The organism is Bacillus sp. JJ864 (assembly GCF_036963045.1).
Lineage (GTDB): Bacteria > Bacillota > Bacilli > Bacillales > Bacillaceae_G > Bacillus_A > Bacillus_A pseudomycoides_C.
The window spans coordinates 76528-103452 of the sequence record NZ_JBALLY010000020.1 but is presented as its reverse complement, the minus strand read 5'-3'; the positions used below and the strand labels follow the sequence as shown (position 1 = coordinate 103452).

Here is a 26925-nt window from a genome sequence, read left to right as displayed (position 1 = left end):
CCTTGTCGCTAGAAAAGTGGAGCCGACTGTTTAGACCCGTTGGCTAAGGTTCTTTCGCACAGAAAGCGCTTTTTGTTTTCTCGTGCGGAAGGTTCTTAGACGGAAGGGTCTAGGAGGCGAAGCTGGATCTAAAGAAAAGTGAAGACACAGGGGAGGGAAAAATGATGAAACAATCTGTTTCAGCTGAGCAAATTGAGTTGAAGTCAAGTTTACCAGGAAGCAAGAAAGTATATGTAGAAGGTATGCGTAAAGGCATGAAAGTACCAATGCGTGAGATTGCACAAAGCGATACAAACGGTGTACCAAACCCGGCTATTCGTGTGTATGATACGAGTGGTCCTTATACAGATCCGAATTACAAAGTGGAGTTAGAAAAGGGATTGCAGGCGCCGCGCCGCTGCTGGATTGTGGAACGAGGAGATGTAGAGGAGTATGAAGGTCGTGAAGTGAAGCCGGAAGATGATGGGGTGAAAACAGCGTCTACACATACGCCTGTATTCCCGCAAATGGGACGGAAGCCACTTCGTGCAAAAGACGGGGCAAATGTTACGCAAATGCATTATGCGCGTAAAGGGATCATCACACCGGAGATGGAATATGTAGCCATTCGCGAAGGTATGGAGCCGGAGTTTGTGCGGAAGGAAATCGCTGAAGGGCGTGCTATTTTACCAGCAAATATTAATCACCCAGAAGCAGAACCAATGATTATTGGCCGTAACTTCCATGTGAAAGTAAATGCGAATATTGGGAACTCAGCTGTTTCATCATCTATCGCTGAAGAAGTTGAGAAGATGACGTGGGCAACGCGCTGGGGTGCTGATACAATTATGGACCTTTCTACCGGGAAAAATATTCATACGACGCGTGAATGGATTATCCGAAATGCTCCTGTACCAGTTGGAACAGTGCCAATTTATCAAGCGCTTGAAAAGGTAAACGGAATTGCCGAAGATTTAACGTGGGAAGTATACCGTGATACGCTAATTGAACAAGCGGAGCAAGGAGTAGACTACTTTACAATTCATGCTGGTGTACTGCTTCGTTACATTCCGCTTACAGCAAAGCGTGTAACAGGGATTGTATCACGCGGCGGTTCGATTATGGCGCAGTGGTGTTTATACCATCATCAAGAAAACTTCTTATACACACAATTTGAAGAAATTTGTGAAATTATGAAGAAGTACGATGTTTCCTTCTCTCTTGGAGATGGGTTACGCCCTGGTTCGATTGCGGATGCAAACGATGAATCTCAATTTTCTGAGCTTGAAACATTAGGAGAGCTTACGAAAATTGCTTGGAAGCATGACGTCCAAGTGATGATTGAAGGGCCAGGACATGTACCGATGCATTTAATTAAAGAGAATATGGATAAAGAACTTGAGATTTGTCAAGGTGCACCGTTTTATACGCTTGGACCGTTAACGACAGACATTGCACCTGGGTATGATCATATTACTTCTGCAATCGGTGCAGCGATGATCGGCTGGTTCGGTACAGCAATGCTTTGCTATGTAACACCGAAAGAGCATCTTGGCCTGCCAAACAAAGATGATGTTCGTGAAGGTGTCATTACGTATAAAATTGCTGCACACGCTGCTGATCTTGCAAAAGGTCATAAAACAGCACACGAGCGCGATGATGCTCTTTCAAAAGCACGTTTTGAATTCCGCTGGCGCGATCAATTTAATTTATCATTAGACCCTGAACGTGCAATGGAATATCACGATGAAACATTGCCGGCAGAAGGAGGAAAGACAGCGCATTTCTGCTCAATGTGTGGTCCGAAGTTTTGCAGTATGAGAATTTCGCATGATATTCGTGAGTATGCGAAAGATAATGATTTAGAAACAACAGAAGCAGTTGAAAAAGGGATGAAAGAAAAAGCAGAAGAGTTTAAAGAAACGGGTAGTCAGTTATATAGATGAGTAGAAAACCTGAAATACAAAACTTGAAATACAAAACCTTTCTTTTAGGGTGGGCGAGAGCGTCTGGCCACGCGTAGAAGCGGTCAGTGCCTTATTCAGCCTCGTACGATGTAAAACCAATGTAGAGAGCAAGTGAAGGTCCTGCTTTGTGTGTCAGCCGCTTATGTGTTGGAAAATTAACATAAAAACTTTTTTAGGGGGAGCGAGAGCGTCTGGCCGCGCGTAGAAGCGGTCAGTGCCTTATTCAGCCCCGTGCGATGTAAAACAAAGGTAGAAGGCAAGTGGAGAGCCTGCTTTGTTTTGTGTGCTAGGGTTTTAAATAGACTTATGTAGAAAGTATCTTTCTGAACACCTTTTCAATCAATGATCACGTGTACCTAACTTAATATAAATAATCATCCCCCTGCTGAGCGAGAGCAGGGGGATTTGTTGTTCTATCTTTATATGGAAAATGAGACGAATTGGAGGAGACCTAGTAAAGCTATGCTTAAATAACGTTAATGTTCAAAAAAAATACAAAATTGGGTAAAATGCTATATAATAAACATGCGAAATAACCAATATTTGGTTTGTTTCGTTCGTTAATATGTTATGAAAAGGGGATGAGGTATTGGAATTAGATAGATTAAGAGATGATATAGCGATAAGAGGCAAACGGGGATTACATTTTATTCTGGCTTCAATCATTATGTGGAGTGCTATCTTAGTAGTATGGCTACTTCCGATAAAAGAGGTATCGACAAAAAACTTATTAACATTTTGTATTACTGCAACGCTTTTACCAATTGCTTTTATGATATCTAAATTAATAAAAGCGGAATTTTCAACTAAGGATAATTCATTAAATGCTTTAGGAATCTTATTTTCTTGTAATCAATTCTTATATATTTTAATTGCAATGTGGATTTATCAAGCAGCTCCTGAAAAAATGGTTATGATATTAGCCATAATATTTGGAGCACATTTACTACCTTTTGGATGGCTATATAAATCGAAAGCGTATTTTGTAATGGCTATAGTTGTTTCTTTCACATCTTTAATAGTAGGAATTATTTTTAGCCCAGTAACAGTGGCAATAGTTATGATATCTTTAGAAATTATATTTTCTATATGGTTAAGTTTTGAGATTAAGGCTTTAGGAAATAAGATGTATGTAAACGCAAATTAACTCCTTTTTTAGGGATGGGCGAGAGGTCTGGCGATGCATTGAAGCGGTCAGTGCTTTATAAGTTGAAACATGAAAGCACCTTTCTAAACATTTTTTCATCTATGATCAGGTGTACTAACCTAATATAAATAATCATCCCCCTGCTGAGTGAGAGCAGGGGGATTTTGTTATTAACGGGCGAAAACGAGCTGTACCCAATAGAATAAGAGGAAGAGTGTTACGATTGTGGAGATTGGAATGACAATTAAGGAGACGCTCAAGTAATCTTTCCATTTTACTTTGATTTTATTTTTCTTTAAGATATACATCCAAATAAGAGAAGCGAGTGTACCGATTGGTAATAACAATGATCCCATATCGCTACCAATGATGTTGGCAAGATAGATGGTTTTGAGGGTAATAGGATCTAATCCCATTTCTGTTAAGGTAATCGTTCCAATCATTAAGGCAGGATGGTTGTTAAAGATGTTTGATAGAAGTGAAACGAGTCCCCCCATGGTAAAGCTGGCATATAATAAACTTTGATTGACAATCGGTTCGCACATTTGTACAAGCCAAGCTGTTAATCCAGCGTTATGAAGACCGTAAATAATAACGTACATGGAAAAAGCGAAAATGAGAATGTGCCACGGTGTCTTTTTTAATATATCGACTGGGTTTGTTCGTAAATAATACCATCTCCAGATGAGGAGGACGAGAGAGCCAATTACAGCGACAATCTCAATCGGAATTGCAAAGAAGGAGGCAACGAAAAGAAGACAACGCATTAGGAAGACAAACAGTAACACTTTTAACATAAATTTCGTGCGTTTACTTTTCGTATCAACCGAATCTTTTCCTTTTAATGGATGGAAGTGCTTTGTGAAAAAGACCTCTTCAATGTCGTAAGCGGATTTTGGTAGTTGTTTCGGTAATTTCTTTTTCACAACCATATACATGAGCCATGACATAAAGATAAGTCCTAACGTTGCAGGCACAAACATCATTGCTGTGTGCATATAGAGTGTCATGTGAACGATATTTAGTGCGATTAAATTTACAATATTACTAACACCAATTGGAGCGCTAGAAGCCGTTGCAATCAATGCGCCGCTTAATAAATATGGAATTTGTTGATGCGGTTTTAATTGAAGGTTTTTTAGAAGTAAAATTAAAATTGGTGTTGTAATTAAAATGCTACCATCGTTATTAAACAATAATGTCATGAGAAAACAGAGTAATTGGATGTACCAATATAAGCGATGCCCGGAGCCTTTTGCTAAGTTTGCAAGTCTGGCTGCTGCCCAGTGGAAGAAACCGAAACTTTCCAATATAACAGCCATAACGATCGTGGCGATGATGGTAATAGAGGCGCCGCCGATTTTACTAATGATATCGGCAATGTCGCTGCGTGATACGAGTCCGATAATAATGATAATTCCTGCGCCGATTGCAGCTGGCCAGGCTTCATTTAATCCGCCAGGCCGCCAAAAGATGATGGTCATGGTAAGAAGGAAAACAACAACCGTAATCCAAATTTCAATACCCATAGCTAGCCTACCCTTCTTAGTTCTTTAATTTGAACAAGAGTATTTCGACTTGTCCAAGGCTTTCTACTTAATCATATTCAAATTGTTCAAAGAAGGTATGAGACATTTCACTAACTATTAAAATATGTACGTTTGATACTTTAAGGAAAAGACATAGTATATGAGGATTTTGGGATGAAAATAGGCACATATTCAGTATGTGCCTATTAGGTATTTATAAGAGAAAATTGACTACGTGCATTTACCTAACTTTCTTTTGCTAGGTAAATGCGGAGTGAAATCTACTCTTTATTTTGTGGTAGATGATGTTTGACTAAGAGTTTTTTATTATATTACGGGCAGAACACTCCTTTTTTGGTAGGCGGGAGCGAGTGGAGGTCCTGTTTTGTTTTGCGAGCCGCTTCCGCTTTTCTAAAGAAGTTAGATGGGAGATAAACTGCCCATAAAAGTCCGATTGGTGAGGGCTAATAATCAGTGGGGGATGAAGCCCCCACTGATTAAAGTTTCACTTTATGTTGAATTCTGCCGGAATGTCTTTATGTTTCGATTCACTTCAAGAATGATCGATCCTTCAAGAATAAGTTCCAGAAGAAGATGAAGCCTGGTAGTAAAATTGCGATACCGATAGCATAGAGGACGAGCAGTGCATAAAATGTTTCTGTCGTTGTAAAGCTTGTGAACACGGTCACCTCTGGATAAATAATATACGGAAGGTGGGCAACGCCGTAAGCATAGCTTGCAAATCCATATTGGGCGACGACAGAAAGAACGGCAATGCGCGGCCAGCCTAGTATTCCTTGTCTTTTGTTTGTCCACCAAAGCGAGGAATAGCCAATGATAAAAAAGATAATTGAGATTGTAAACCATAGAAACTGTTTAATTAAACCTTCCATGAGCCAATGTGTTTCCGGTTCCATGACGACAAGTGCGATGATAGCTGTGACTAGCGTTGCAGGGCCGAGTAAGATGGCATTTCGCCGATAAATCCGATATGTATCTTTAGAGCCTTGTTCACTAGCAAAGTCAGCGAGAAAGAGGGCTGATAAAAAGAGTTCGGATGTTAGGCCAAAGAGCATGTACCAATATACGACTGGGCTTGATAATAACTTTCCATATAGTAACGTTTCTTTCCCGTTAGCGGTGGTAATGAAAGCTCCTTCTGTTACAGGGAGAACTGTAATTAAGAGAGCTGGAATTAATAGACCTGTAATGCCTGAAATTGTGCGCAGTATACGTTCGTACTTTGGCACAGAGTAAGCGAACACCATAAAGGTACTGCGAATGGCAACGAGAATGAGAATTAAGGTAACAGGTACAAACATTGCTGTTGCAAGTGTAAATGCAGCCTTTGGAAAGAAGCCGAGAAACGCCACAACGACAAAGACTAGAAATGTATTCGTAACTTCCCATGTTGGAGATAAGTAGCGATTCGCCAGCTTTCCAGCAAGTGTTGGATGCTTTGCGTACACCATTCCCCAAAAGCCGGCTCCGAAGTCAATGGAGCCTAAAATACTGTATACAAAAACGACGGCCCAGAGAATGATAATGGCGATACTTGCTTCATGCATGTGAATCCCCCCTGTTTGGTTGTAAGTCGTTCTTTAGTGGATGGCGCTTAAAGAATGTTCGTAATACGAAGACAGTTAATGCACCAAGTGCGATGTAAAGGACGACAAATACGACGAATAATGGTCCGACAAAATCAGCGCGCGTGGCAGCATCTGTCGTCCGCTGAAATCCATAAATTGTCCAAGGCTGCCGGCCGCTGCAGCTGAAAATCCAACCAAACTCAATGCCAAGAAGCATAATTGGACCGCACGCCGCAGTGGCCCACAGCATCCATTTCGGTAATTGTCCTCCTTTTTTTCGGTAAATGAAGTACCAATATCCAAGGGAAATTGCAGCGACAGCGAATGTAAATGTAGCTGCTCCGACCATTAAATCAAAGAATAGATGAGTGTAAAAAGGCGGCCACGTTTCTTGTGGAAATTCATTTAATCCTTTTACAACTGTATTTGGAGAAAAACCAACTAACATGCTCAGCAGATTTGGAAATTCAATGGCGTATTTTAATTTGTTTGTTTCTGGATCAAGTACGCCCCCAACAGCTAGCGGTGCATGTGATTGAGTCTGATATAATGCTTCTGCTGCAGCTAATTTCTCTGGTGAGTGCTCATGCAGGGCAATCGCAGATTCATGTCCAGAAAGCCACATGATTGCGCCTGCAATAAATGTGACGATTAGACCTAAATATAGTCCTTTTTTATGATAGGTAATCTCCTGTGCGCTCTTATTTCGTTTTAATAATTTAAAACCGGCGATTGAAGCGATGACAGCAGCTCCTGTTGCATAAGCTGTAATGACAACATGAATGGAGCTTGTGACAAAGCTTGGATTAAAAAAGGCTTTCCAAGGATCGACATTATAGACCGAGCCGTCTGCAGCCATTGAAAATCCGGCTGGTGTATTCATCCATGTATTTGCCGATGTAATAAGTACAGCAGATGCAGTTGCACCGAACATCACAAAAAAGAGCGATATTAATCGCATGAACGGTGGCAATTTATCTGCAGCGTACACATAAATGGACATGAACAATGCTTCTAGGAAGAAAGCAAAAATTTCAATTTGAAACGGGACGGAAATGACTTGTCCGACAATCTTGGCAAAGCCAGGCCAAAGTAAGGAAATTTGGACGCCCACAATTGTTCCTGTTGGAATGGCAACGCCAAGAAGAATCGCAAATGCTTTCGTCCATCTTTTGGCCATCACAGAGTAATCGGGATCCTTTTTCCAGTGATATAACACTTCACTTATAAAAATCATTAAAGAAAGTCCGATTCCTAGCGTTGCAAAAATAATATGGAAGGCTAACGATGATCCAAAGAAAGCACGCGATAGGGTAACAGTATCCATAAGTCTACTCCTCTTCTCTTTTTGCCATTATTTTCTTACCTTTATGGAAAATTTATTCAAAAAAGTGACAAAAAATATGTATGTACTTGAGGAGAGATTGTAATGTTTAAATCTTCAGAAAATAAACAAAAAGAAGAATTTTCATTTTAGAATTGTGCTTTGAAGAAAAATATTTTATAATGCTTTATGCGAACGTAAGTTCTTTTCGGCTGTTTTTATAAACTATAGGGCAGAAATGCTAATGTTCACTGGATTTAGTCGTATTCATGAAACGGAGGGGGAAGTTTTCATGTATCCAGAAGTCATTAAAAAAATGGCATTTTCGAAAGAGCATAAAGATTTATTGTTAAAGCTATATAATAAAGAAATTACTAGGCGTGAATATGATCGTCTCGTACAAGCATTATATCGGCCAGCAAAAGAAAGCGTGTAGTGAAGGGATAACTTCATTACTATAGCAATAAAGAAAAAGAGGTAATCTGAAAAAGGTTACCTCTTTTGTATGGTGTTATTTGCGAAATAGTAAGCCCTTCTTAATGGAGGCTTCACTTAATGATAAAGAAAGTGAGAGAGAAGGAGTCGGGCCTGTAATCCATTTATGAAATGGCATATAGCTAAACGCAATGATTGTTCCTAAAGATAAAATGGCTGTGCAGCTAAATAAGCATATGCTATATACAATTGAGTTTGTTGGTAAGGCAAAGAAAGATAATAGTTTCACACTCATTTGTAAGAAGAAAAAGTGTGCCAAATACGCTCCGTACGTAAAGTTCCCAATATAGCGAAGCCCTTTATGTAAGAAGGTGCGATGCTGTGCAATTGTTATAGATAACGCATATAAAATGACAATTTCACAAACGATGTATACAAACATCGATGGTTTTAAATATGTTGTAACAGTAAGGCGAATTGTATTTACACCATGAAAACTAAAGAGTTCATAATTAATGAATAGAAATAAAGCGAAAAATAAACATGTAACAAGTGGCAAATGTTTAAAGATAAAGGTACGCCAAGCTTGCAGGGCAACTGCTGCAATTCCTCCCATAACAAAATAGAAAGAATAGAATAAGAAAGAGCGATCTGTATAATGTAAAGTTGTAAATTTTGTTAATGGCTCTCCGTTGAAAATGTAGTGAGATGAGAACCACATTAATAGAAAGTAAATGAGAGCAAAGGCAAATGTATACCGATATACATCCTGCTTGTTATGAATGCGTCTATGAAACCAGTGAAAGACGAAACAAAGAAGCGGGAACAATAAATGAATTTGAAACATCATCACAACATACCAAAGGTGCGGTGCTGCTGTTCCGAGCAGAAGGCTATGAATCACACCCCATAGGGATGGTATTTGCTTCGCCATCAATAAGTAAACAATGGACCAAAAGAAATATGGTGCTAGTAAACTTGTTGTTTTTTCATAAATGTACTGTGTATATAGCATCTGTTTTGTATATTGACTAATTAGATGAAAGCCGACAATGAAAATAAATGCCGGAGCCGAGAACTTCGCTAGATTAAATAGCATGCCGATAACAATAGACTGCTCAAGTGATAAGTTTCCAAGGTTCATTGTATATAGTAATGAGCTTTGCAGAACAACTGCTAGAAAGGCGATGCTTTGCAAGATTTTAAACTCGGGTGCATTTTGTGTCATTGTCATCATCTCCTATTCCTTACACGATTATAATAGTACAGGAACGAGGATAGTGATATAGACACTTTGTGAAACTTGTAACAATTTCGTGTCAATGTGTGAAATGCAAAGAGAATTTTTGTTTATCCTGCTATTCGTGGGCAGTAAGATCCCCCGCCTCAAGATTGAGAGAGAGTATTGTCCAGTTCCAGTGGCTAGAATGTTCGGTGGCTTCGCTTCTTCCTACGAGGTAAAAAACACCTCTACGTCAGAAGCTCCATCCCCCTCACATTCTGGACGAGCCGCTTCCGCTTTTCTAAAGAAGGTAGGTGGGGGACAACTGCCCGTAAAAGCCCGATTGGGCGGGCTTTCCATCAGTGGGGGATGAAAAAAACCCCACTGATGGAAGTTTCACTTTATATGCTCGTCATATAAGAATTTCCCTAGACATATATATAGGTTAGCTTAACCTTATGGGTAGCTGTAAAGAGCTAATGAGAAAGGGGGCATCATATGAACATTTTACTTTGCTGCGCCGCGGGGATGTCTACGAGTTTGCTTGTTACAAAGATGGAGAGAGCAGCAGAGGCGCAAGGGATAGAAGCTAGAATTTGGGCCGTATCTGGGGCGGATGTGCGCAATCATATTGATGAAGCGGATGTATTATTACTTGGCCCGCAAGTACGTTATCTATTACCGAAAATGCAAGAGCTTTGTAAAGAAAAAGGAATACCTGTGAATGTCATTCAACCTGTACATTATGGACTTTGTAATGGGGAAGCGGTGTTACAAGCAGCATTGTCAATGAAGGCATAAGGAGAGTGGAGAGAATGACGGGATTTTTGGAAAGATACGTTATGCCTGTAGCAGGAAGAATTGCAGAGCAGCGTCACTTACAAGCTGTTCGAGACGGAATTATTTTAACGATGCCTTTCTTAATTATCGGATCATTTTTCTTAATTATTAGTGCGTTGCCGATACCTGGATATAATGATTTCATGGCCAACTTATTTGGGGATGGTTGGCAAAAAGTATTAGGGTATCCTGTAAGTGTTACGTTTAATATTATGTCTTTAATCGCTAGTTTTGGAATCGCTTACAGGTTGGCGGAACAATATAGAGTAGATGCATTAGCATCAGGGGCGTTGTCGCTTGTATCCTTCTTATTAGCAACACCATTTCAAGTTTCTCATATTGTAGAAACGACAAAGGAAAGTATTTTAGTAGAAGGCGTGATCCCAGCTGCACTTACTGGCAGCCAAGGTTTATTTGTGGCGATGATTTTAGCACTTATATCTACAGAAATATACCGCGTTATTATCCAAAAAAATATTGTGATTAAAATGCCAGAAACAGTACCGCCAGCAGTATCGCGTTCGTTTATTGCACTTATTCCTGGTTTTGTTGTGATTACTGCCCTATGGATTATACGGCTAATTTTGGAGCGCACTTCATTTGGCAGCATTCATAATATTGTGGGACAATTGCTGCAAGCACCGCTTAGTACACTTGGTGCTAGCATATTTGGAGCTGTGATTGCGATTATTCTTGTTCAATTATTGTGGGCATGCGGGATTCACGGAGCGGCAATTGTTGGCGGAGTGATGGATCCCATTTGGCTTTCATTAATGGATCAAAACCGCGTCGCCTTTCAAGCTGGGCAGGATCTGCCAAATACAATTACAAAGCAATTCTTTGATTTATGGATTTATATGGGTGGTTCTGGGGCAACGCTCGCACTTGTCGTAGCGATGTTACTATTCGCACGAAGTCAGCAGTTAAAAAGTTTAGGCAGGTTATCCATTGGACCAGGTATTTTTAATATTAATGAGATGGTGACATTTGGAATGCCAATTGTGTTAAATCCCCTTCTTCTTATTCCATTTATTCTTGTTCCTCTTGTCCTAACGATTGTGACATATTTTGCGATGGAATGGGGTTTTGTGGCGCGGCCAAGCGGCGCAGCTGTACCGTGGACAACACCGATTCTGTTTAGCGGCTATTTAGCAACGGGCGGTAAGATTTCAGGTGTTGTAATGCAGCTAGTAAACTTCTTCTTAGCTTTTTTCATCTATTTCCCATTCCTAAAAATGTGGGATAAGCAAAAGCAGGCAGAAGAAAAGGGGGAGCAATAGAAGGATATGGATACGATAGAGACAACAGCTTTTCATTTAATTTTACACGGGGGAAATGCGAGAAGCTCAGCAATGGAGGCAATTCAATTTGCGAAACAAGGAAAGCTTTCCGAAGCGGACGGAAAATTGCAAGAAGCAGACAGCGAGTTAAAGGAAGCACATCGCTTACAAACAGCATTGATTCAACAAGAGGCAGGCGGCGAACGGGTCGAACTTACGTTACTGTTCGTTCACGCACAGGATCACCTTATGAATGCTATAATAATGAAGGAATTAGCGAGTGAGTTTGTTGATTTATATAGGAAGATGTTAGAGGGAAAATAGGCCTTGCGTGTGCAAGGTCTTTTTCATGCACCAAAAACGACAAGTGAAACAAATAACGGGACCACTTATGTACATATCCATTTATTTTTTCCACATTTATGTAAAAATGAAGTAGTAAAGGGGGGCTGATATGAAGATTCATATTGATTTAGACCCAGCACATGAAGAACTAGAAATCGTGATAAGGACGAAAGAAATGACTGAAGATGTTCAGCACATTTTGAAAATATTAGAAGGGGGGACGATCAAGCAAATTGTTGGGATAGCAGAGCAGCAGTTTTATATATTGGAGTTCAAGGAAATATATTGGTTCTATTCAGAAGGCAGAAAAGTATTTGCCCAAACGTCAAAAGGAAATCTGGAAGTAAAACATCGGTTATATGAATTAGAGACTTCCTTACAGCGAGAAGGATTTGTTAGGTTCTCAAAATCGACAATTGCAAATATAAAGCATGTAAAAAGTTTTGAAATGTCGTTTAGTGGCAGCATGTGTGCCCATTTTTCAAATGGAATGAAAGAGTACGTTTCGCGAAAATATGTACCGATTATTAAAGAAGTTTTAAATATAGGAGGTTAGTATGATGATGGATAGAATAGGTGCAAAGCTAGCAGCTGGTATGGGGATGGCGATGTTTTATAGCTTATTATTTTTGGGAATCGGTTATGCAAACGGGATGGAGACAATAGAGACAAGGACATTGTTAATCAATCTTGTTGTAGCAAATATAATTGGGGTGATCTTTTCTGTTGCTTCTTTCGTTTTTGAGAGAGAGGAATGGAGCTTATTAAAACAAACAATCATTCATTTCATTATATTATTAGGAACATTTCTTCCAGTGGCAGTATGGTTGGGGTGGATTCCTAATCATGTAAGTTCCATTCTCATTTGCGTAGGAATCTTTATCTTCGTCTATTTTATTATATGGTTTGCGATGACAATATATTGGAAGAAAAAGATTGAGAGTTTAAATAATCAGCTGAAATAGAAATATAAATGTACGCCAAGTGTGAAATGCATTTGGCGTATTTTTATACTGCTTTAGTTGAAGAAGCCCGGGAAACGATGAATGAAGCGCATCATTTCCAAAATAAGCTCATACAATCAGAAGCAAGAGGAGAAAAAATAGAAATTCCATTACTACACTGAATAAACTTTCAATTTATAAAACAATCAATGCGAAAGGAGAACATGTAGTATGCGTGGAATAAAAATTGCAACCATTGGCGGTGGCTCTAGTTATACGCCGGAGTTGATTGAAGGTTTTATTAAGCGTTATCATGAACTTCCTGTTCGGGAAATTTGGTTAATTGATGTGGAAGAAGGAAAAGAAAAGTTAGAGATTGTTGGTAATTTAGCAAAGCGTATGGTGAAAAAAGCAGGAGTACCAATTGATATTCATCTAACGCTAGATCGCCGCGAAGGGTTAAAAGATGCGGACTTTGTGACAACGCAGTTTCGCGTTGGATTGTTAGAAGCGCGCGGCAAAGATGAAGCCATTCCGTTAAAGTATGATGTAATCGGTCAGGAGACAAATGGTCCTGGCGGTTTATTTAAAGCTTTACGAACGATTCCGGTTATTTTAGCTATTTGTAAAGATATAGAGGAACTCTGCCCGAATGCATGGTTAATTAATTTTACAAATCCAGCAGGTATGGTAACAGAAGCTGTTCTTCGCTATACAAACGTTAAAAAGGTTGTTGGATTATGCAACGTTCCGATTGGGATTCGTATGGGATTAGCGAAGATTCTCGAGGTAGATCCAAGCCGCGTACACGTTGATTTTGCAGGCTTAAATCATATGGTGTACGGGCTAGATGTGTATGTAGATGGTGTGAGCGTCATGGACCGTGTGCTGGAATTTATGACAGATCCAGAGAAACAAATGACGATGCAAAATATTGCGATGCTGGATTGGGAGCCTGATTTCATTCGTGCGCTTCGAGCAATTCCATGCCCATACCACCGTTACTATTACAAAACACGCGAAATGTTAGAAGAAGAAAAGAAGGCGTCACTGGAAAATGGTACACGTGCAGAAGTGGTAAAAAAGTTAGAGAATGATCTGTTTGAACTGTATAAAGATCCAAACTTAGATAGTAAGCCACCGCAACTAGAAAAACGCGGCGGAGCATATTATAGCGATGCAGCTTGTAGCTTAATTACGTCTATTTATAACAATAAAGGTGATATTCAGCCTGTAAATACACGAAATAATGGTGCAATCGCAAGTTTACCAGTTGATTCTGCTGTTGAGGTAAACTGTGTGATTACAAAGGATGGTCCAAAACCGATTGCAGTTGGGGACTTACCAGTGCCAGTTCGCGGTCTAGTTCAGCAAATTAAATCGTTTGAACGCGTAACAATTGAAGCCGCTATAACAGGTGATTATCATAAAGCACTGCTTGCGATGACCATTAATCCGCTTGTCCCATCTGATAAAGTAGCAAAACAAATATTAGATGAAATGCTGGAAGCTCATAAGGAGTATCTTCCGCAGTTTTTTAAGAAAGCGGAGCTGTGAAGCCCGCTTTTTTTCAGTTAGAATTAGTATGAATTTGAAGTGAAAAAAGACTCTTTTTTAGGGTGGTCGAGAGGGACTGACCGTGCATAGGAGCGGTCAGGGCTTGCTTTTGCCCCGTGCGATGAAGTAGTGGGTATTGAGATTTTTCTGTTGAAACATCAAAATGAATGCATACAGGAGAGGATGTCATGATTCAATTAATTGTAAACGCAGATGATTTTGGATTAACACGAGGTGTAAACTACGGCATTATTGATGCGCATGTTAACGGACTTGTGAATTCGGCAACGATGATGATGAATATGCCAGGGACAGAACATGCAGTGCAATTAGCGAAGGAATATAAGACGCTCGGAGTGGGCGTACATCTTGTATTAACCGCAGGAAAACCGCTTCTTTCTGATGTACCTTCTCTTGTAAAAGAAGATGGTTCGTTTCATTCGCAAAGTACGGTGCGAGAAGAGAATATAGATCTAGATGATGCCGAGCGGGAGTGGACGGCGCAAATTGAAAAGTTTCTATCATATGGCTTAACACCGACACACCTTGATAGTCATCATCATGTACATGCACTGCCAATTTTGCACGATGTATTAGAACGATTAGCAGAAAAATACCATCTTCCGGTGCGCCGCTGTGAACAAGAACGTGCAGTACGCCCGTTTTCTGATGTGTTTTTACATGATTTTTACGGGGATGGTGTAACGGACGATTACTTTACAAAATTAAATGAGCGTGTACAAGACGGGACAATCGTTGAAATTATGGTACATCCAGCTTGTATAGATGCAGAGCTGTTGAAATGTTCGTCTTATGTCATGAAACGTGTTGAAGAGTTACGTATTTTAACAGAGAGTCAGCTTCCGGGCGGGATCGAGCTTGTGAAGTTTTAGGGGTAGTACAGAAATGGAGTTGGCCAAAAAAGTCCATCTTGCGGTGTAATCCAGTTCTAGTGAATGGACGATTCACATGTTGAACGTTGTCGAAGGGTCTTTAAATCGTGTCGAACCGCCGATAAAAGTGATACTTCCGCCGATATATTGGTAGGAACGTAAAAACGAGACTGACGGAAACAGCATCTATGTGCTTTTTCCATCAGTCTCGTTTCATAGTATCGACAAAATCATCCCGCTGATCGCACCAATTATCACAATGACCCACGGCGGCATTTTCCAAAAGGCAAGCATTGTAAATAAGAGTAATGCGACAACGAAATCAGCGGGCTGCATAACCGAGCTTGTCCAAATCGGATGATAGAAAGCGGCGAGTAAAATGCCGACAACCGCTGCATTTATACCGAACATAGCCCCTTGTACGTACGGTTTACGGCGCAGTGCATCCCAAAAAGGCAGTACGCCGACAACGAGTAAGAAGGCGGGAAGGAAAATGGAAATTGTCGCAATTGTTGCCCCGGCGGTTCCATCCATAATAGCCCCAATATAAGCGGCAAATGTGAATAATGGCCCAGGAACGGCTTGCGTCATTCCGTAGCCAGCGAGAAATTGTTCTTTCGTTATATAGCCGTTTGACACAAATTCATTTTCTAGGAGCGGAAGAACGACATGACCGCCGCCAAAGACGAGAGAGCCTGAGCGATAGAAACTATCAAACATAGAAATCCAGTGCGAGAAAGGGCGTAGTATCGGCAATAGTATTAATAAGAGAAAGAATAAAGATAGACATAGTGCTGCGACTTTGCGTGAGATGGGAATAGATATTTCTGTTTCAGCGGTTATCGTATGTTCCCTGTATAAGAGCCGTCCAATGATGCCCGCAAATAGAATAACGATAATTTGTACCCAAGCTGTTTGGAATAATAGAACAGTAGCCGCGGCGATGACTGCGATCGTTGCGCGGCCCCGGTCTGGTGTTAGCTTTTGCGCCATTCCCCATAATGCATGAGCGACAATTGCTACGGCTACTAGTTTTAAGCCGTGAATCCATCCCGCGTTTGCAATATCGATCTGCTGCAGTAATGAAGCAAATAGGACGAGCGTAAGAACAGAAGGGAGCGTAAATCCAAGCCAAGAAACAATCGCTCCAAGTATACCGCCTCGTGATAATCCAATTCCGATTCCAACTTGACTACTAGCAGGGCCGGGAAGGAATTGACAAAGTGCTACAAAATCAGCGTAGCTTCTTTCATCCATCCATTTTCGTTTCTGAACGTATTCATTATGAAAATAGCCAAGATGTGCAACAGGTCCTCCGAAGGAAGTGAGCCCAAGTTTCGTGGAAACGAGAAAGATTTCTATTAATATTTGCAAGTGTTTTACGATACTTTGTTTAGATTTCATAGTGATAGGAGTCACCTTTTTCTTGAATAAGGTTTTTATAAAGGAAGATGTCGTTTTTTAACTTGTATTTATACATCATATCGAATCTATGTAAATAAGAAAATAACAAGAATGTTATGAATATGTAAAATTGCATATGTGAGAAGTAACTTTTTATGTTACAGTAAAAATGTAAGAAGATAGCCTCCTAACTATCTTTGAGCCAACGGATAATAGTTCTGCAAAATCACTTGTCATTGAGAAAGAACAAAAGAAACCTCTTCGTTGAGGCTTCTTATGTTCTTTTTCTTTTTTAACAAAGAATTTCATTATAAAAACCACTTCAACCAATTTCAAGTGCTTTTCATTTGGTTGAAGTGGTTTTATGTAGGTATACATATAGAAATTGAACAGCTTTAGTAGAGACTAAAGCTGTTATAATCTCGCGTCCTTCCAAAAGTTCACTTCTAAATGAGAAGAAGGATTATAAGGAAGGAGTGTATATCCTTGTGAATGAAGATAGTCAATGACTTTTGGTAAGATTTGTACAGTAACGTTTGAATCGTGCATTAAAATGACTTCGACTGGTTTATCACTTTGATTCATTACTCGTTCTAATACGGCAGATGGATTATGAGCGCTTTTCCAATCGTATGTATCGATTGTCCAATCCCACAGTTTATAGTGAGATGCAACGAGGGCATCTCGATAATTTTTCTTTAAATAGGGCATGCTGCCATACGGAACGCGAACGAGATGTGTGTCAATTCCAGTGATGGCCCGAACAATTTCCCGGGCCTGTTCCATTTCAGAAACTAAAATAGAGGGATCACCGTTATAAAGGGATTTTGCATTATGGGACATACTATGTAATCCTAAATAATGACCTTCTCCAATTACTCGTTTTGTTGTTTGAGGATAACGGGAGACGCGACCACCGATAACAAAGAAGGTTGCTTTTCCGTTTTTTTGCTTTAAAATGTTCAAAATTTGTGATGTGTATTTGTTTGGTCCATCATCGAATGTCAAATAAGCCACTTTTGTTTGCGGAGCAGCTGTATATTGACGTGGCAGTTGTGTTTCAGAATGAGAGATAGGGCGATTCTCATGTGAAGGTACAACGGCAGCCTGCATAGGTGATAGAAAACATAAGATGATAGTAGAAAACAAACAAATAAATAAAAGTGTTCGCTTAATCATGATGCTCACCCTAATCTGAAGATTGTACTGTTATCTTGCTCCAAGGCGGACATTCTCAAACGAACTATATTTTGGAAAACAAAAAAACAGGAGAATTTCTTTGCAGAGATCGTCCTGTTTGCATATTTTTAGGTTGTATTGGTTATACTACTTTTATTCTTCACGTCTTTTTACTTTTTTATAGACTGAAATAATTGGTTTATAGCGATCATGGACAAGGCCGATAATCTCTGCCACAATTTCAGTAATTAAAATAAGAAGGAATAGAAGAACAATCGAGAGCCATAATGTTGCTTTTGAAAAAATAATGGCATTCACACTAAAGAAAATACCAAATGCATAAATAATTAGCACCGTTGTTCGATGAGAGAACCCTATAGCCAGTAAGCGGTGATGCAAATGAGATTTATCTGGTGCTGAAATTGGTTTCTTATTTACAACGCGGCGAATAATCGCAAATGTTGTATCAAAGATTGGTACTCCTAAAATAATGATTGGAACGATAAAGCTAAACAATGTTACGCTTTTGTATAGTCCAAGTAGTGATAGCACCGCAATACAATATCCTAAAAACAGTGCCCCTGTATCTCCCATAAAGATTTTCGCTGGATGGAAGTTATAGAATAAAAATCCAATTGTACTTGCTAATACGATGAGTGCGAGCGGTAAAATGATTACACTACCGGCACCAGTAACGCTCGTAGCAGCCATGTAAGCTAATGTTGCAAGAACAATGGAAGATATGCCAGCTGATAATCCGTCAAGTCCGTCAATTAAATTAATAGCGTTTGTAATACCGACAATCCAAAAGACTGTAATTGGATAAGATAGCCATCCAAGTTCAGTTTCTCCTAAAATTGGAATGTAAAGCACTGGTATTTGTAAGTTTTTCACGATTAACAATGCGACTGCAAGTTGTCCGCCGAATTTTACTTTTGCAGATAATTCATACATATCATCTAGTATTCCAATGATAATGATGATGACAGCACCTATACTAATCGATACGATACGCTGTTCATACAAGCCGCTAACAAAGCACCCTATCACAACTCCGATAAAGATTGCCAGTCCGCCAAGACGAGGCATAATGTTTTGGTGTACTTTACGAGCATTTGGCTTGTCTGTTGCCCCAATCTTAAATGCTAACTTAATTACGAAAGGGGTAGCAATCAGTACGGTAATGAAAGATGCCAAAACTGCATAAATAATTCGTGAGTCCATTAATACCCCACCTTTTATATTTTAACGTATTGAAATCTCTCTCTTTTACTTAAAAAGTCAATATATGTTTTTGGCTCATAACATATGGTATCATAAAAAGAGTGGAATTCAATCTTTTTTTCGCCTGACTTCAATTTGTAATAACTGAAATATATGACATTTTAAAAGCGAATTATTGATGAAAATTAGTCTTAATATGGATATTTTACAGAAAAATATGTATGTTTCCTATATTTAAGGTTGATGGTAAATGTTATATGAAGGTCATGGTAGAGTAAAGGTGAATTCTTTTGTGTTACGAGTTATTAGGAGAAGGTTGATTTTACAGGTAGGAATTGCTTTATAATAAATATGGAGCTATCGGATGATATATTTTTTATAGGGGGAGAAACCATGATTTTAGTTGTTGGCGGAGCAGGATATATTGGAAGTCATACAGTAAAACAATTGTTAGATCAAAAATTTGAAGTGGTCGTATTAGATAACTTATCAACTGGTCATCGTAAAAGTGTTGATGAGAGAGCAATCTTAGAAGTAGGAGATTTAAGTAACGCGGCGGATTTAGATCGTGTATTTAGTAACTATTCTATTGATGCTGTTATGCATTTTGCGGCAAATAGTCTTGTTGGTGAATCTGTTTCAAATCCATTGAAATATTATAAAAACAACGTGACGGCAACGATTACGTTGCTCGAGAAAATGATAGAACATGGCGTAACATCATTTATCTTCTCTTCAACAGCGGCAACGTACGGAATTCCGGAGACAGATATGATTACGGAAAAGACTGCAACAAATCCAATCAATACATACGGACGTTCTAAATTAATGGTTGAGCATATTTTACAAGATTTCTATGCAGCTTATGGCATGAAATATGTTGTACTTCGTTACTTTAATGCAGCGGGAGCTCATGTATCAGGAACAATTGGAGAAGATCATACGCCAGAGACACATTTAATTCCGCTTGTGCTTCAGCACTTATTAGGAAAACGTGAATCGATTGCTGTCTTTGGTACAGATTATGATACACATGATGGCACTTGTATTCGCGATTATATTCATGTGACAGACTTAGCGGCGGCGCACATTTTAGCACTGCAAAGTTTACAAAATGAACAAAAAACAAATGAAGTATACAATTTAGGAAACGGAAAAGGCTTTTCTGTAAAAGAAGTGATTGAAACGTGTGAACGTGTAACTGAGAAAAAAGCAAATGTGATTCACGCAGAGCGCCGTGCTGGAGATCCAGCACAACTTATCGCTTCATCAGAAAAGATTTATAACGAATTAGGTTGGAAGGCAAAATATTCGCTTGAAGAAATGATTCAAACAGCTTGGGAATGGCATACATCCCATCCGAATGGATATAGTAAGTGAAAACAAGTCAGCTGCAGGTAAGCAGCTGACTTGTTTTTTTGCGAAAGCTTAAAAGATGAAACGAACCATAAGAAGGAGGTGTATGTATGAAAATTACGGTGGTAGGTACTGGGTATGTTGGGTTAGTGACAGGGGTTGGACTTGCGACGCTTGGGCACTCTGTGACGTGTTTTGATATTAACGAACAAAAAATACGGTTGCTAGAAGAAAATGAACTGCCGATATACGAACCGGGGTTACAAAAATTATTGGAAGATGCTGTTTTGAAACAGAAACTATCATTTACTTCAAAAAGAGAAGAAGCTTACGAGGCAGTTGATTATATTTTTGTGGCGGTAGGTACACCTTCTTACTCAGATGGATCTGCAAATTTAACACATATTATAAATGTGTGCTGTGATATTGGGATGCATGCAAAACAAGATGTAATCGTCGTAACGAAAAGTACGGTTCCGGTTGGAACAAATGATGCGATGAAAGAATGGATTCAGAGGTCATTACAAACAAATATAAGTGTCCAGCTTGTATCAAATCCGGAGTTTTTACGAGAAGGCTGCGGGGTGCACGATTTCTTTCATGGCGATCGCATTATAATTGGAGCGGAAACAACAGAGGTTGCGAATCGGGTTGCCGATCTTTATAAGACGTTGCCAATTGAAGTGTTTACAACGGATATACGTAGTTCGGAGATGATTAAGTACGCATCGAATGCTTTTTTAGCAACGAAAATTAGCTTTATCAATGAGATTTCAAACATATGTGAAAAAGTACAAGCTAATGTGACAGAAGTGGCAGCTGGGATGGGGATTGATAAACGAATTGGTCCGCATTTTCTGCAAGCGGGTATTGGATATGGCGGTTCCTGTTTTCCGAAAGACACAAATGCACTTGTGCAAATTGCGGGGAATGTGGCTCATGATTTTAGGCTGCTAAAAGCGGTCATTGAAGTGAATAATAAGCAACAAGCTTCACTTGTGGAAAAAGCAGAGAAAGTCATGAATTTACAAGGAAAACGAGTTGCTGTTCTCGGTCTTTCATTTAAACCAAATACAGATGATATACGGGAAGCCCCATCTCTTCTCATTATTGAGCAGCTATTGGAACGAGGTGCTCACGTTATTGTGTATGATCCGAAGTCGATTTTACATGCAAAGCGTATCTTTATGAATCGCGTACAATATAGCGTGGATATAAGCGAAGCGATTATAAAAGCAGACGCAGCATTTATTGTAACGGAGTGGGAAAGTATTCGAACGTATCCGATTGCGAAATATGTACAGCTTATGAATGAACCAATTGTATTTGACGGAAGAAATTGTTATGCGCTAGAAGAAGCGGAGAAATATGCGATTGATTACTATTCCATAGGCAGAAGGGTCATACGAAAGCGTAATGTTTCACATGTTTTTTAGGAAATATTTCTTTTTGTCATTTTGGATTCTCATATATAATAATAAGTGTTGTCGTACATGACGAATTGAGAAACTGAAAGAAGAGAGGAATTGAACATGACAGAACGCATTAAAGTAATGACGATTTTTGGAACGCGTCCGGAAGCTATCAAAATGGCCCCTCTCGTGTTAGAATTGCAAAAACATTCACAGCAAATTGAGTCTATTGTGACTGTAACAGCACAACATCGTCAAATGCTGGATCAAGTGTTAGACATTTTTGGTATTAAGCCAAATTATGATTTAAATATTATGAAAGACCGTCAAACGTTAATTGATATTACAACTCGTGGTTTAGAGGGTTTAGATAAGGTTATGAAAGAAGCGAAACCAGACATCGTTCTTGTACATGGTGATACAACAACGACATTTATTGCAAGTCTCGCTGCCTTTTATAATCAAATTCCAATTGGTCATGTGGAAGCTGGCCTTCGTACATGGGATAAATATTCTCCATATCCAGAAGAAATGAACCGTCAATTAACTGGTGTAATGGCAGATCTTCATTTTGCACCAACAACGAAGTCTGCAACAAACTTACAACAAGAGAATAAAAAAGAGGCAAACATTTTTATTACAGGAAATACAGCAATTGATGCGTTAAAAACGACAGTAAAAGAATCGTATACACATCCGGTGTTAGAGAAGGTTGGGGATGATCGCCTTGTTCTTATGACAGCACACCGTCGTGAAAATTTAGGTGAGCCGATGCGTAATATGTTCCGTGCAATTAAACGTCTTGTTGAAACACATGAAGACGTACAAGTTGTATATCCAGTACATATGAATCCTGTTGTTCGTGAAATTGCAGGAGAAATTTTAGGGGAGCATAATCGTATTCATTTAATCGAACCGCTTGATGTAATTGACTTCCATAACTTTGCTGCCCGCTCACACTTAATGTTAACGGATTCTGGCGGTGTGCAAGAAGAAGCGCCATCACTTGGTGTGCCAGTTCTTGTTCTTCGTGATACAACAGAGCGTCCAGAAGGTATTGAAGCAGGTACATTAAAGCTTGCTGGTACAGATGAAGAAACAATTTTCAACTTAGCAAACGAGTTATTATCAGATACAGAAGCACACAGTGCAATGGCAAAAGCATCGAATCCATACGGTGATGGCCATGCGTCAGAGCGTATTGTGAAAGCGATTGTTGAACATTTTAATAAATAATGCATATTAGAAGAAAAAAAGCTGTCTCCTTGAAAGGAGACAGCTTTTTCTTAGTGAGGAGACATTTGCCATTCTTCATTTGATTGCTGATTGGATGACGGTGTCTTTTGTGTATTCGAATCTTGGTCAGGTTTAGCTGGTTCTTGTTCTGTATTTGAGCCGTTCGTTGGTTTAGCCGGTTCTTTTGATTCAGATTGTTCTTGCGTATTTGACGCAGGATCTGGTATTTCTAAGTTTTGATTAAAGGTATGGCGAACTTCTTGGATGTTTAGTTCGTTTGGAATGAAATAATAAATTCCATCTATTTTCTTATCTTCGCCTTCCAGTTTTACTGTTTGAATGCTAGATGCATCAAAACCAGAGAATTTTTTGTAGAGTGCAAGACCGTCGGATATAGGTATATCTGTTTTGATGTATTTCCCGATTGCTTTTGCAAGGTCATTTATCTTAAATACGGTAGAAGGTGAGTTTAATTCGTGTACGACCGCTGCAAGTACTTGACGTTGACGAGTTGCGCGTCCAAAATCACCATTTGGATCTTGCTTTCTCATCCGAACATAAGCTAATGCTTCTTCTCCGTTTAAATGCTGTTGTCCTTTTTTAAACTCAATCTTTTTATAATAGTTCACATCAGATCGTTCCCAAAAATCAAATGGAACATCGACTGTAACGCCGCCAACAGCATCGACGATACCTTTAAATCCTTTAAAGTCCAGTTTTATATAGTGATCCACAGGTACTTTTAAAAAGTTTTCTACTGTGTCTCTTGTCATTTTTTCGCCGCCGTAGGCATGAGCAGCGTTGATTTTATCTTTTTTGTCGCGCCCAACAATTGTTACGCGTGAATCACGCGGGATACTCATTAATGATACTTTTTGTGAATTTGGATTAATTGTTGCAAACATTAAGGAATCGGTTCGTCCATTTTCGCCGCCTGTTGCGTAATCTTCAATTCCCATAATTAAAAGACTAAATGGCTTTTTCGTAATTTCTACATCTTCTGTACGGAGTTTCGATTTATCGTGTTTCATGCCGCTATAAATTCCCATTAAAGAAGAATAGGAATTATAAGCATAAACTCCTGCGCCTCCAATAAGGAGAGCAAAAATGAGGAATATGAACCCTTTGCGTCTTCTTTTCTTTTTCGCTTTTCTATTCTGGAGATGATGATAACGATCTTCCATAAATAATCTCCTTTAAGTAATATTTATTGTAACTACTCAGCCATACATTTCATTTAGAAATTTGGTAAGGAGTATAATTCCAGCGAAAATCCGCTTACCTATAATTGCTGCCATGAAGATAAAGTGAAACTTCCATCAGTGACGCTTTTCTCACTGATGGTTAGTTGAACCAATCGGGCTTTTACGGGCAGTTGTCCCCCCACCTATCTTCTTCGCTTCTCTAAGGTGGGGGTCTTACTGCTCGTTAATGCGGGATAAAAATGGACCTACACCTCGCTGCCTTTCTTTGTTTTAAAACTTTGCGCGTGGCAGGAAAAGGACCTGACCGCTACTATACATAGCCAGTCCCTCTCGACCACTTAAAAAAATGCTTTTCTATCGGCTTTTCATAGAGTGACTGAGTGGTTACTATTTATTGATGTGCTATATCTTGTTCTAAATATAGCATCTCATCTTCGTTAATTGTACATTTCCCATTTGTGATTTCAATCATCCATTCTATGAAGGATTGTTTTTTGTCTTCCTCCACATACGTATCGAATGTAACGTGATCTAAGTAATGTATATCTTTAATAGTGTATATAGAGTTACGTAATTCATGTTCAACTTTTCCAAGTAATGTATAATCAATTTCCGTTTTCATGACGCGCATCAGTTTTCGTTCAACGATGCCGATATGATTGAGACCTTCACTTGTACATTTTCCATATGCACGAATTAAACCACCCGCTCCGAGTTTAATGCCCCCAAAATAGCGTGTGACAACGACGACAGTATCTTTTAAGTGACGCTTCTTTAATACTTCTAGAATGGGTACACCGGCCGTACCGCTCGGCTCTCCGTCGTCGTTTGCTTTTTGAATTTGGTCATGTTCACCAATTAAGTAGGCAGAGCAATTATGGGTTGCATTCCAATGTTGCTTTTTAATCTTTTGGATAAATTCTTGTGCTTCTTCTTCTGTTGTTGCGCGGTTTACATAGCAAATAAAGCGAGATTTTTGAATAACTATTTCGTGTTCGCCATATCCCTTTACTGTGAAATATTGTAATAACAATGATATACGCTCCCATCCTTGTAAATTGCAACTTTTATCAATGTGTATTTTAATCCCGATTAGAACGGGATAAATTACCAGTACTCTTTATTCTAAAAGGGCTAGTTTAGAGTTTCAAATCTTTTTTGCAGAAATTTAGCTCTTTCTATTATAATTTGAATTTTTGTGTTGTAAATTGTTGAAATAGTGTTTATAATCTTTCCCTCTCGTTTTCGTCAGTTAATGCACCTTTTTCCATTTTCATGTACAATAAATAATAAAACTGTTTATAAGGTAGGTACGAAAATGAAAATAGCTATTGTAACCGATAGTACGGCATATATACCGAAACATGTACGTGAAGAATCACATATACATATGATTCCTTTGAATGTTATTTTCGGAAATGAATCTTATCAAGAAGAAATGGAAATTTCAGCGGAAGATTTTTATGAGAAAGTTAGGGAGCAAGAAGAACTGCCGAAGACATCACAACCAGCTATCGGAAAGTTTGTTGAGTTATTTGAAGAGCTAGGGAAAGAGTATGATACGGTGATTAGTATACATCTTTCTAGCGGCATTAGTGGTACATATCAGACGGCAACGACAGCTGGTCAAATGGTAGAAGGAGTAGATGTATATACATACGACTCGGAAATTAGCTGTGAAGTACAAGGATTTTATGCACGTGAAGGTGCAAAAATGGCGAGTGAAGGAAAAAGCCCGAAAGAGATTCTTGCTCGTTTCGATGAAATGAAGAAAACGATAGATGCGTACTTCGTTGTTGATGATTTACATCATTTGCAGCGCGGTGGCCGTTTAAATAGTGCACAAGCATTTCTTGGAAGTTTATTACAAGTGAAGCCGGTATTATATTTCCGTGATAAAATTATTATTCCATTTGAAAAAATCCGTACGCGTAAAAAAGCGTTAAAACGTATTGTAGAAATCTTTGATGAACAAGCAAGTAAAGGGATCTCAATGGAAGCTGTTATTATTCATGCGAATCGCGAAGAAGAAGCAAAAGAGTGGGAACAGGAATTAAAAGAAATATACCCGCATGTTGAATTTAGAATCGGTTATTTCGGACCAGTAATTGGTACCCATTTAGGTGAAGGTTCACTTGGTTTAGGATGGTATACAAAATAATAAAATGAAGCTCTCTTTCAAAGTAGAGAGCTTTTTTGGTAAAAATATAGTAACTACTCCGCTATACCTTTTAGAAATTTAGAAAAGGGTATGATTCTAGTGAAGATGTGTCTCTCTATTACTTGTAAATTCATTTTTTGGCATATAGACTGCTGTCATGCAAACACAACAGGAGCCTGCACGTATTGTCTACTTTTGTTTTCAAACCTTGCACGTGGCAGGAAAAGGCCCTGACCGCTCTTATGCATCGCCAGTCTCTCTCGCCCATTTAAAAAAANNGTAACTGAGTAGTTACAAAATATAAAAAATAAGTTATACTACTTACTTTTTATAAGAAACTATTTTATAATAGAAAAGAGGTGAAACATATGGAACATAATCCGTGTTTATGTCCAAAGTTCGAATCTGCTTTTACACTTCTTAGTAAAAAGTGGACAGGTTTAATAATTAAATCATTATTAGAAGAACCGAAACGATTTCGCGAAATTGCTGATATTATTCCGAATATGAGCGATCGTATGTTATCAGAGCGTTTAAAGGAATTAGAGAGTGAAGGAATCGTTGTGCGTGCCGTTTATCCAGAAGTGCCAGTCCGTATTGAATATGGCTTAACAGATAAAGGGAAAGCGCTAGAGAATGTCATGCAAGAAGTACAAAAATGGGCAGAAAAATGGGTTCATTAATAAAGTGAAACTTC

24 protein-coding genes and 1 pseudogene are annotated in these 26925 nt (G+C 39.0%); 16 read left to right on the top strand and 9 right to left on the bottom strand.

Translation table 11 applies throughout. The annotated features are described in order from the left end of the window. Window positions 1-164: 164 nt before the first annotated feature. Entirely contained in the window at window positions 165-1925 is a 1761-nt protein-coding gene (thiC, locus tag V7024_RS04530) for a phosphomethylpyrimidine synthase ThiC (RefSeq protein WP_335516244.1), read from the top strand. Window positions 1926-2535: 610 nt separating this feature from the next. Further along, a complete protein-coding gene (locus tag V7024_RS04525) occupies window positions 2536-3093 on the top strand; it encodes a DUF7010 family protein (protein WP_335516241.1) in 558 nt (185 codons plus the stop codon). A gap of 170 nt (window positions 3094-3263) precedes the next feature. Here V7024_RS04525 and V7024_RS04520 read toward each other — a convergent pair whose 3' ends face one another. The 3 genes from V7024_RS04520 to V7024_RS04510 form a co-directional block, all read right to left on the bottom strand. After that, window positions 3264-4622 (bottom strand): arsenic transporter, encoded by a 1359-nt coding sequence (locus V7024_RS04520; protein ID WP_335516238.1) that lies wholly within the window; start codon window positions 4620-4622, stop codon window positions 3264-3266. Window positions 4623-5170: 548 nt separating this feature from the next. Then, window positions 5171-6190, bottom strand: a complete 1020-nt coding sequence (locus tag V7024_RS04515) for a cytochrome d ubiquinol oxidase subunit II (protein WP_335516235.1) — start codon at window positions 6188-6190, stop codon at window positions 5171-5173. After that, window positions 6183-7538, bottom strand: coding sequence for a cytochrome ubiquinol oxidase subunit I (locus tag V7024_RS04510; RefSeq protein WP_335516231.1), 1356 nt, complete (start codon window positions 7536-7538; stop codon window positions 6183-6185). Before V7024_RS04510 ends, V7024_RS04515 begins: the two co-directional genes overlap by 8 nt. Before the next feature lie 289 nt (window positions 7539-7827). On the opposite strand from V7024_RS04510, the gene V7024_RS04505 reads away from it, so the two are divergent. Further along, window positions 7828-7971, top strand: a complete 144-nt coding sequence (locus V7024_RS04505) for a hypothetical protein (RefSeq protein WP_098310977.1) — start codon at window positions 7828-7830, stop codon at window positions 7969-7971. Window positions 7972-8046: 75 nt separating this feature from the next. On the opposite strand, the gene V7024_RS04500 is transcribed toward V7024_RS04505, so the two are convergent. Beyond that, the gene (locus V7024_RS04500) at window positions 8047-9198 is read right to left on the bottom strand and encodes an acyltransferase (RefSeq protein ID WP_335516230.1); all 1152 of its coding nucleotides are present in this window, start codon (window positions 9196-9198) and stop codon (window positions 8047-8049) included. Between the two features lie 492 nt (window positions 9199-9690). Between V7024_RS04500 and V7024_RS04495 the strand changes: the two genes are divergently transcribed. From V7024_RS04495 to chbG, 8 genes and pseudogenes are all read left to right on the top strand, one after another. Then, window positions 9691-9993, top strand: coding sequence for a PTS sugar transporter subunit IIB (locus V7024_RS04495; protein WP_335516228.1), 303 nt, complete (start codon window positions 9691-9693; stop codon window positions 9991-9993). Window positions 9994-10007: 14 nt separating this feature from the next. Then, window positions 10008-11312 carry a PTS cellobiose transporter subunit IIC gene (celB, locus tag V7024_RS04490; RefSeq protein ID WP_335516226.1) on the top strand — a complete coding sequence of 435 codons (1305 nt, stop codon included), beginning with the start codon at window positions 10008-10010 and terminating at the stop codon, window positions 11310-11312. Window positions 11313-11318: 6 nt separating this feature from the next. Next, window positions 11319-11636 (top strand): PTS lactose/cellobiose transporter subunit IIA, encoded by a 318-nt coding sequence (locus tag V7024_RS04485; protein ID WP_335516223.1) that lies wholly within the window; start codon window positions 11319-11321, stop codon window positions 11634-11636. Window positions 11637-11766: 130 nt separating this feature from the next. Beyond that, window positions 11767-12213, top strand: a complete 447-nt coding sequence (locus V7024_RS04480; RefSeq protein WP_335516220.1) for a LytTR family DNA-binding domain-containing protein — start codon at window positions 11767-11769, stop codon at window positions 12211-12213. Window positions 12214-12217: 4 nt separating this feature from the next. Further along, window positions 12218-12622: a DUF3021 domain-containing protein gene (locus V7024_RS04475; protein WP_335516217.1), complete on the top strand. Its 405-nt coding sequence runs from the start codon at window positions 12218-12220 to the stop codon at window positions 12620-12622. A gap of 62 nt (window positions 12623-12684) precedes the next feature. Beyond that, window positions 12685-12777: pseudogene (locus V7024_RS04470) on the top strand (PTS lactose/cellobiose transporter subunit IIA); the annotation flags it as partial. Window positions 12778-12832: 55 nt separating this feature from the next. Next, window positions 12833-14158, top strand: coding sequence for a 6-phospho-beta-glucosidase (locus V7024_RS04465; protein ID WP_335516214.1), 1326 nt, complete (start codon window positions 12833-12835; stop codon window positions 14156-14158). Between the two features lie 188 nt (window positions 14159-14346). Beyond that, window positions 14347-15051: a chitin disaccharide deacetylase gene (gene chbG / locus V7024_RS04460; RefSeq protein ID WP_335516211.1), complete on the top strand. Its 705-nt coding sequence runs from the start codon at window positions 14347-14349 to the stop codon at window positions 15049-15051. 213 nt (window positions 15052-15264) lie between these two features. Here chbG and V7024_RS04455 read toward each other — a convergent pair whose 3' ends face one another. From V7024_RS04455 to V7024_RS04445, 3 genes are all read right to left on the bottom strand, one after another. Then, the gene (locus tag V7024_RS04455; protein ID WP_335516208.1) at window positions 15265-16455 is read right to left on the bottom strand and encodes a chromate transporter; all 1191 of its coding nucleotides are present in this window, start codon (window positions 16453-16455) and stop codon (window positions 15265-15267) included. A gap of 414 nt (window positions 16456-16869) precedes the next feature. Beyond that, window positions 16870-17634, bottom strand: a complete 765-nt coding sequence (locus V7024_RS04450) for a polysaccharide deacetylase family protein (protein ID WP_335516205.1) — start codon at window positions 17632-17634, stop codon at window positions 16870-16872. A 153-nt stretch (window positions 17635-17787) separates the two neighbouring features. Then, the gene (locus V7024_RS04445) at window positions 17788-18858 is read right to left on the bottom strand and encodes a glycosyltransferase family 4 protein (protein ID WP_335516202.1); all 1071 of its coding nucleotides are present in this window, start codon (window positions 18856-18858) and stop codon (window positions 17788-17790) included. Between the two features lie 393 nt (window positions 18859-19251). Between V7024_RS04445 and galE the strand changes: the two genes are divergently transcribed. The 3 genes from galE (at window position 19252) to wecB (ending at window position 22862) form a co-directional block, all read left to right on the top strand. Then, window positions 19252-20238 carry a UDP-glucose 4-epimerase GalE gene (gene galE / locus V7024_RS04440; protein WP_335516199.1) on the top strand — a complete coding sequence of 329 codons (987 nt, stop codon included), beginning with the start codon at window positions 19252-19254 and terminating at the stop codon, window positions 20236-20238. An 86-nt stretch (window positions 20239-20324) separates the two neighbouring features. After that, window positions 20325-21650 (top strand): UDP-glucose dehydrogenase family protein, encoded by a 1326-nt coding sequence (locus tag V7024_RS04435; protein WP_335516197.1) that lies wholly within the window; start codon window positions 20325-20327, stop codon window positions 21648-21650. A gap of 96 nt (window positions 21651-21746) precedes the next feature. Beyond that, the gene (wecB, locus tag V7024_RS04430; RefSeq protein WP_098918864.1) at window positions 21747-22862 is read left to right on the top strand and encodes a non-hydrolyzing UDP-N-acetylglucosamine 2-epimerase; all 1116 of its coding nucleotides are present in this window, start codon (window positions 21747-21749) and stop codon (window positions 22860-22862) included. 50 nt (window positions 22863-22912) lie between these two features. Here wecB and V7024_RS04425 read toward each other — a convergent pair whose 3' ends face one another. Together V7024_RS04425 and V7024_RS04420 are read right to left on the bottom strand one after the other, a co-directional pair. After that, a complete protein-coding gene (locus V7024_RS04425) occupies window positions 22913-24046 on the bottom strand; it encodes an LCP family protein (RefSeq protein ID WP_335516193.1) in 1134 nt (377 codons plus the stop codon). A 412-nt stretch (window positions 24047-24458) separates the two neighbouring features. Beyond that, window positions 24459-25100, bottom strand: coding sequence for a YigZ family protein (locus V7024_RS04420; RefSeq protein WP_335516188.1), 642 nt, complete (start codon window positions 25098-25100; stop codon window positions 24459-24461). A 285-nt stretch (window positions 25101-25385) separates the two neighbouring features. On the opposite strand from V7024_RS04420, the gene V7024_RS04415 reads away from it, so the two are divergent. Continuing rightward, on the top strand, window positions 25386-26228 hold the full coding sequence (locus tag V7024_RS04415) for a DegV family protein (RefSeq protein ID WP_335516186.1): 843 nt from the start codon (window positions 25386-25388) through the stop codon (window positions 26226-26228). A gap of 368 nt (window positions 26229-26596) precedes the next feature. Further along, window positions 26597-26911 (top strand): winged helix-turn-helix transcriptional regulator, encoded by a 315-nt coding sequence (locus tag V7024_RS04410; RefSeq protein WP_098918868.1) that lies wholly within the window; start codon window positions 26597-26599, stop codon window positions 26909-26911. The last annotated feature ends 14 nt before the right edge of the window (window positions 26912-26925 follow it).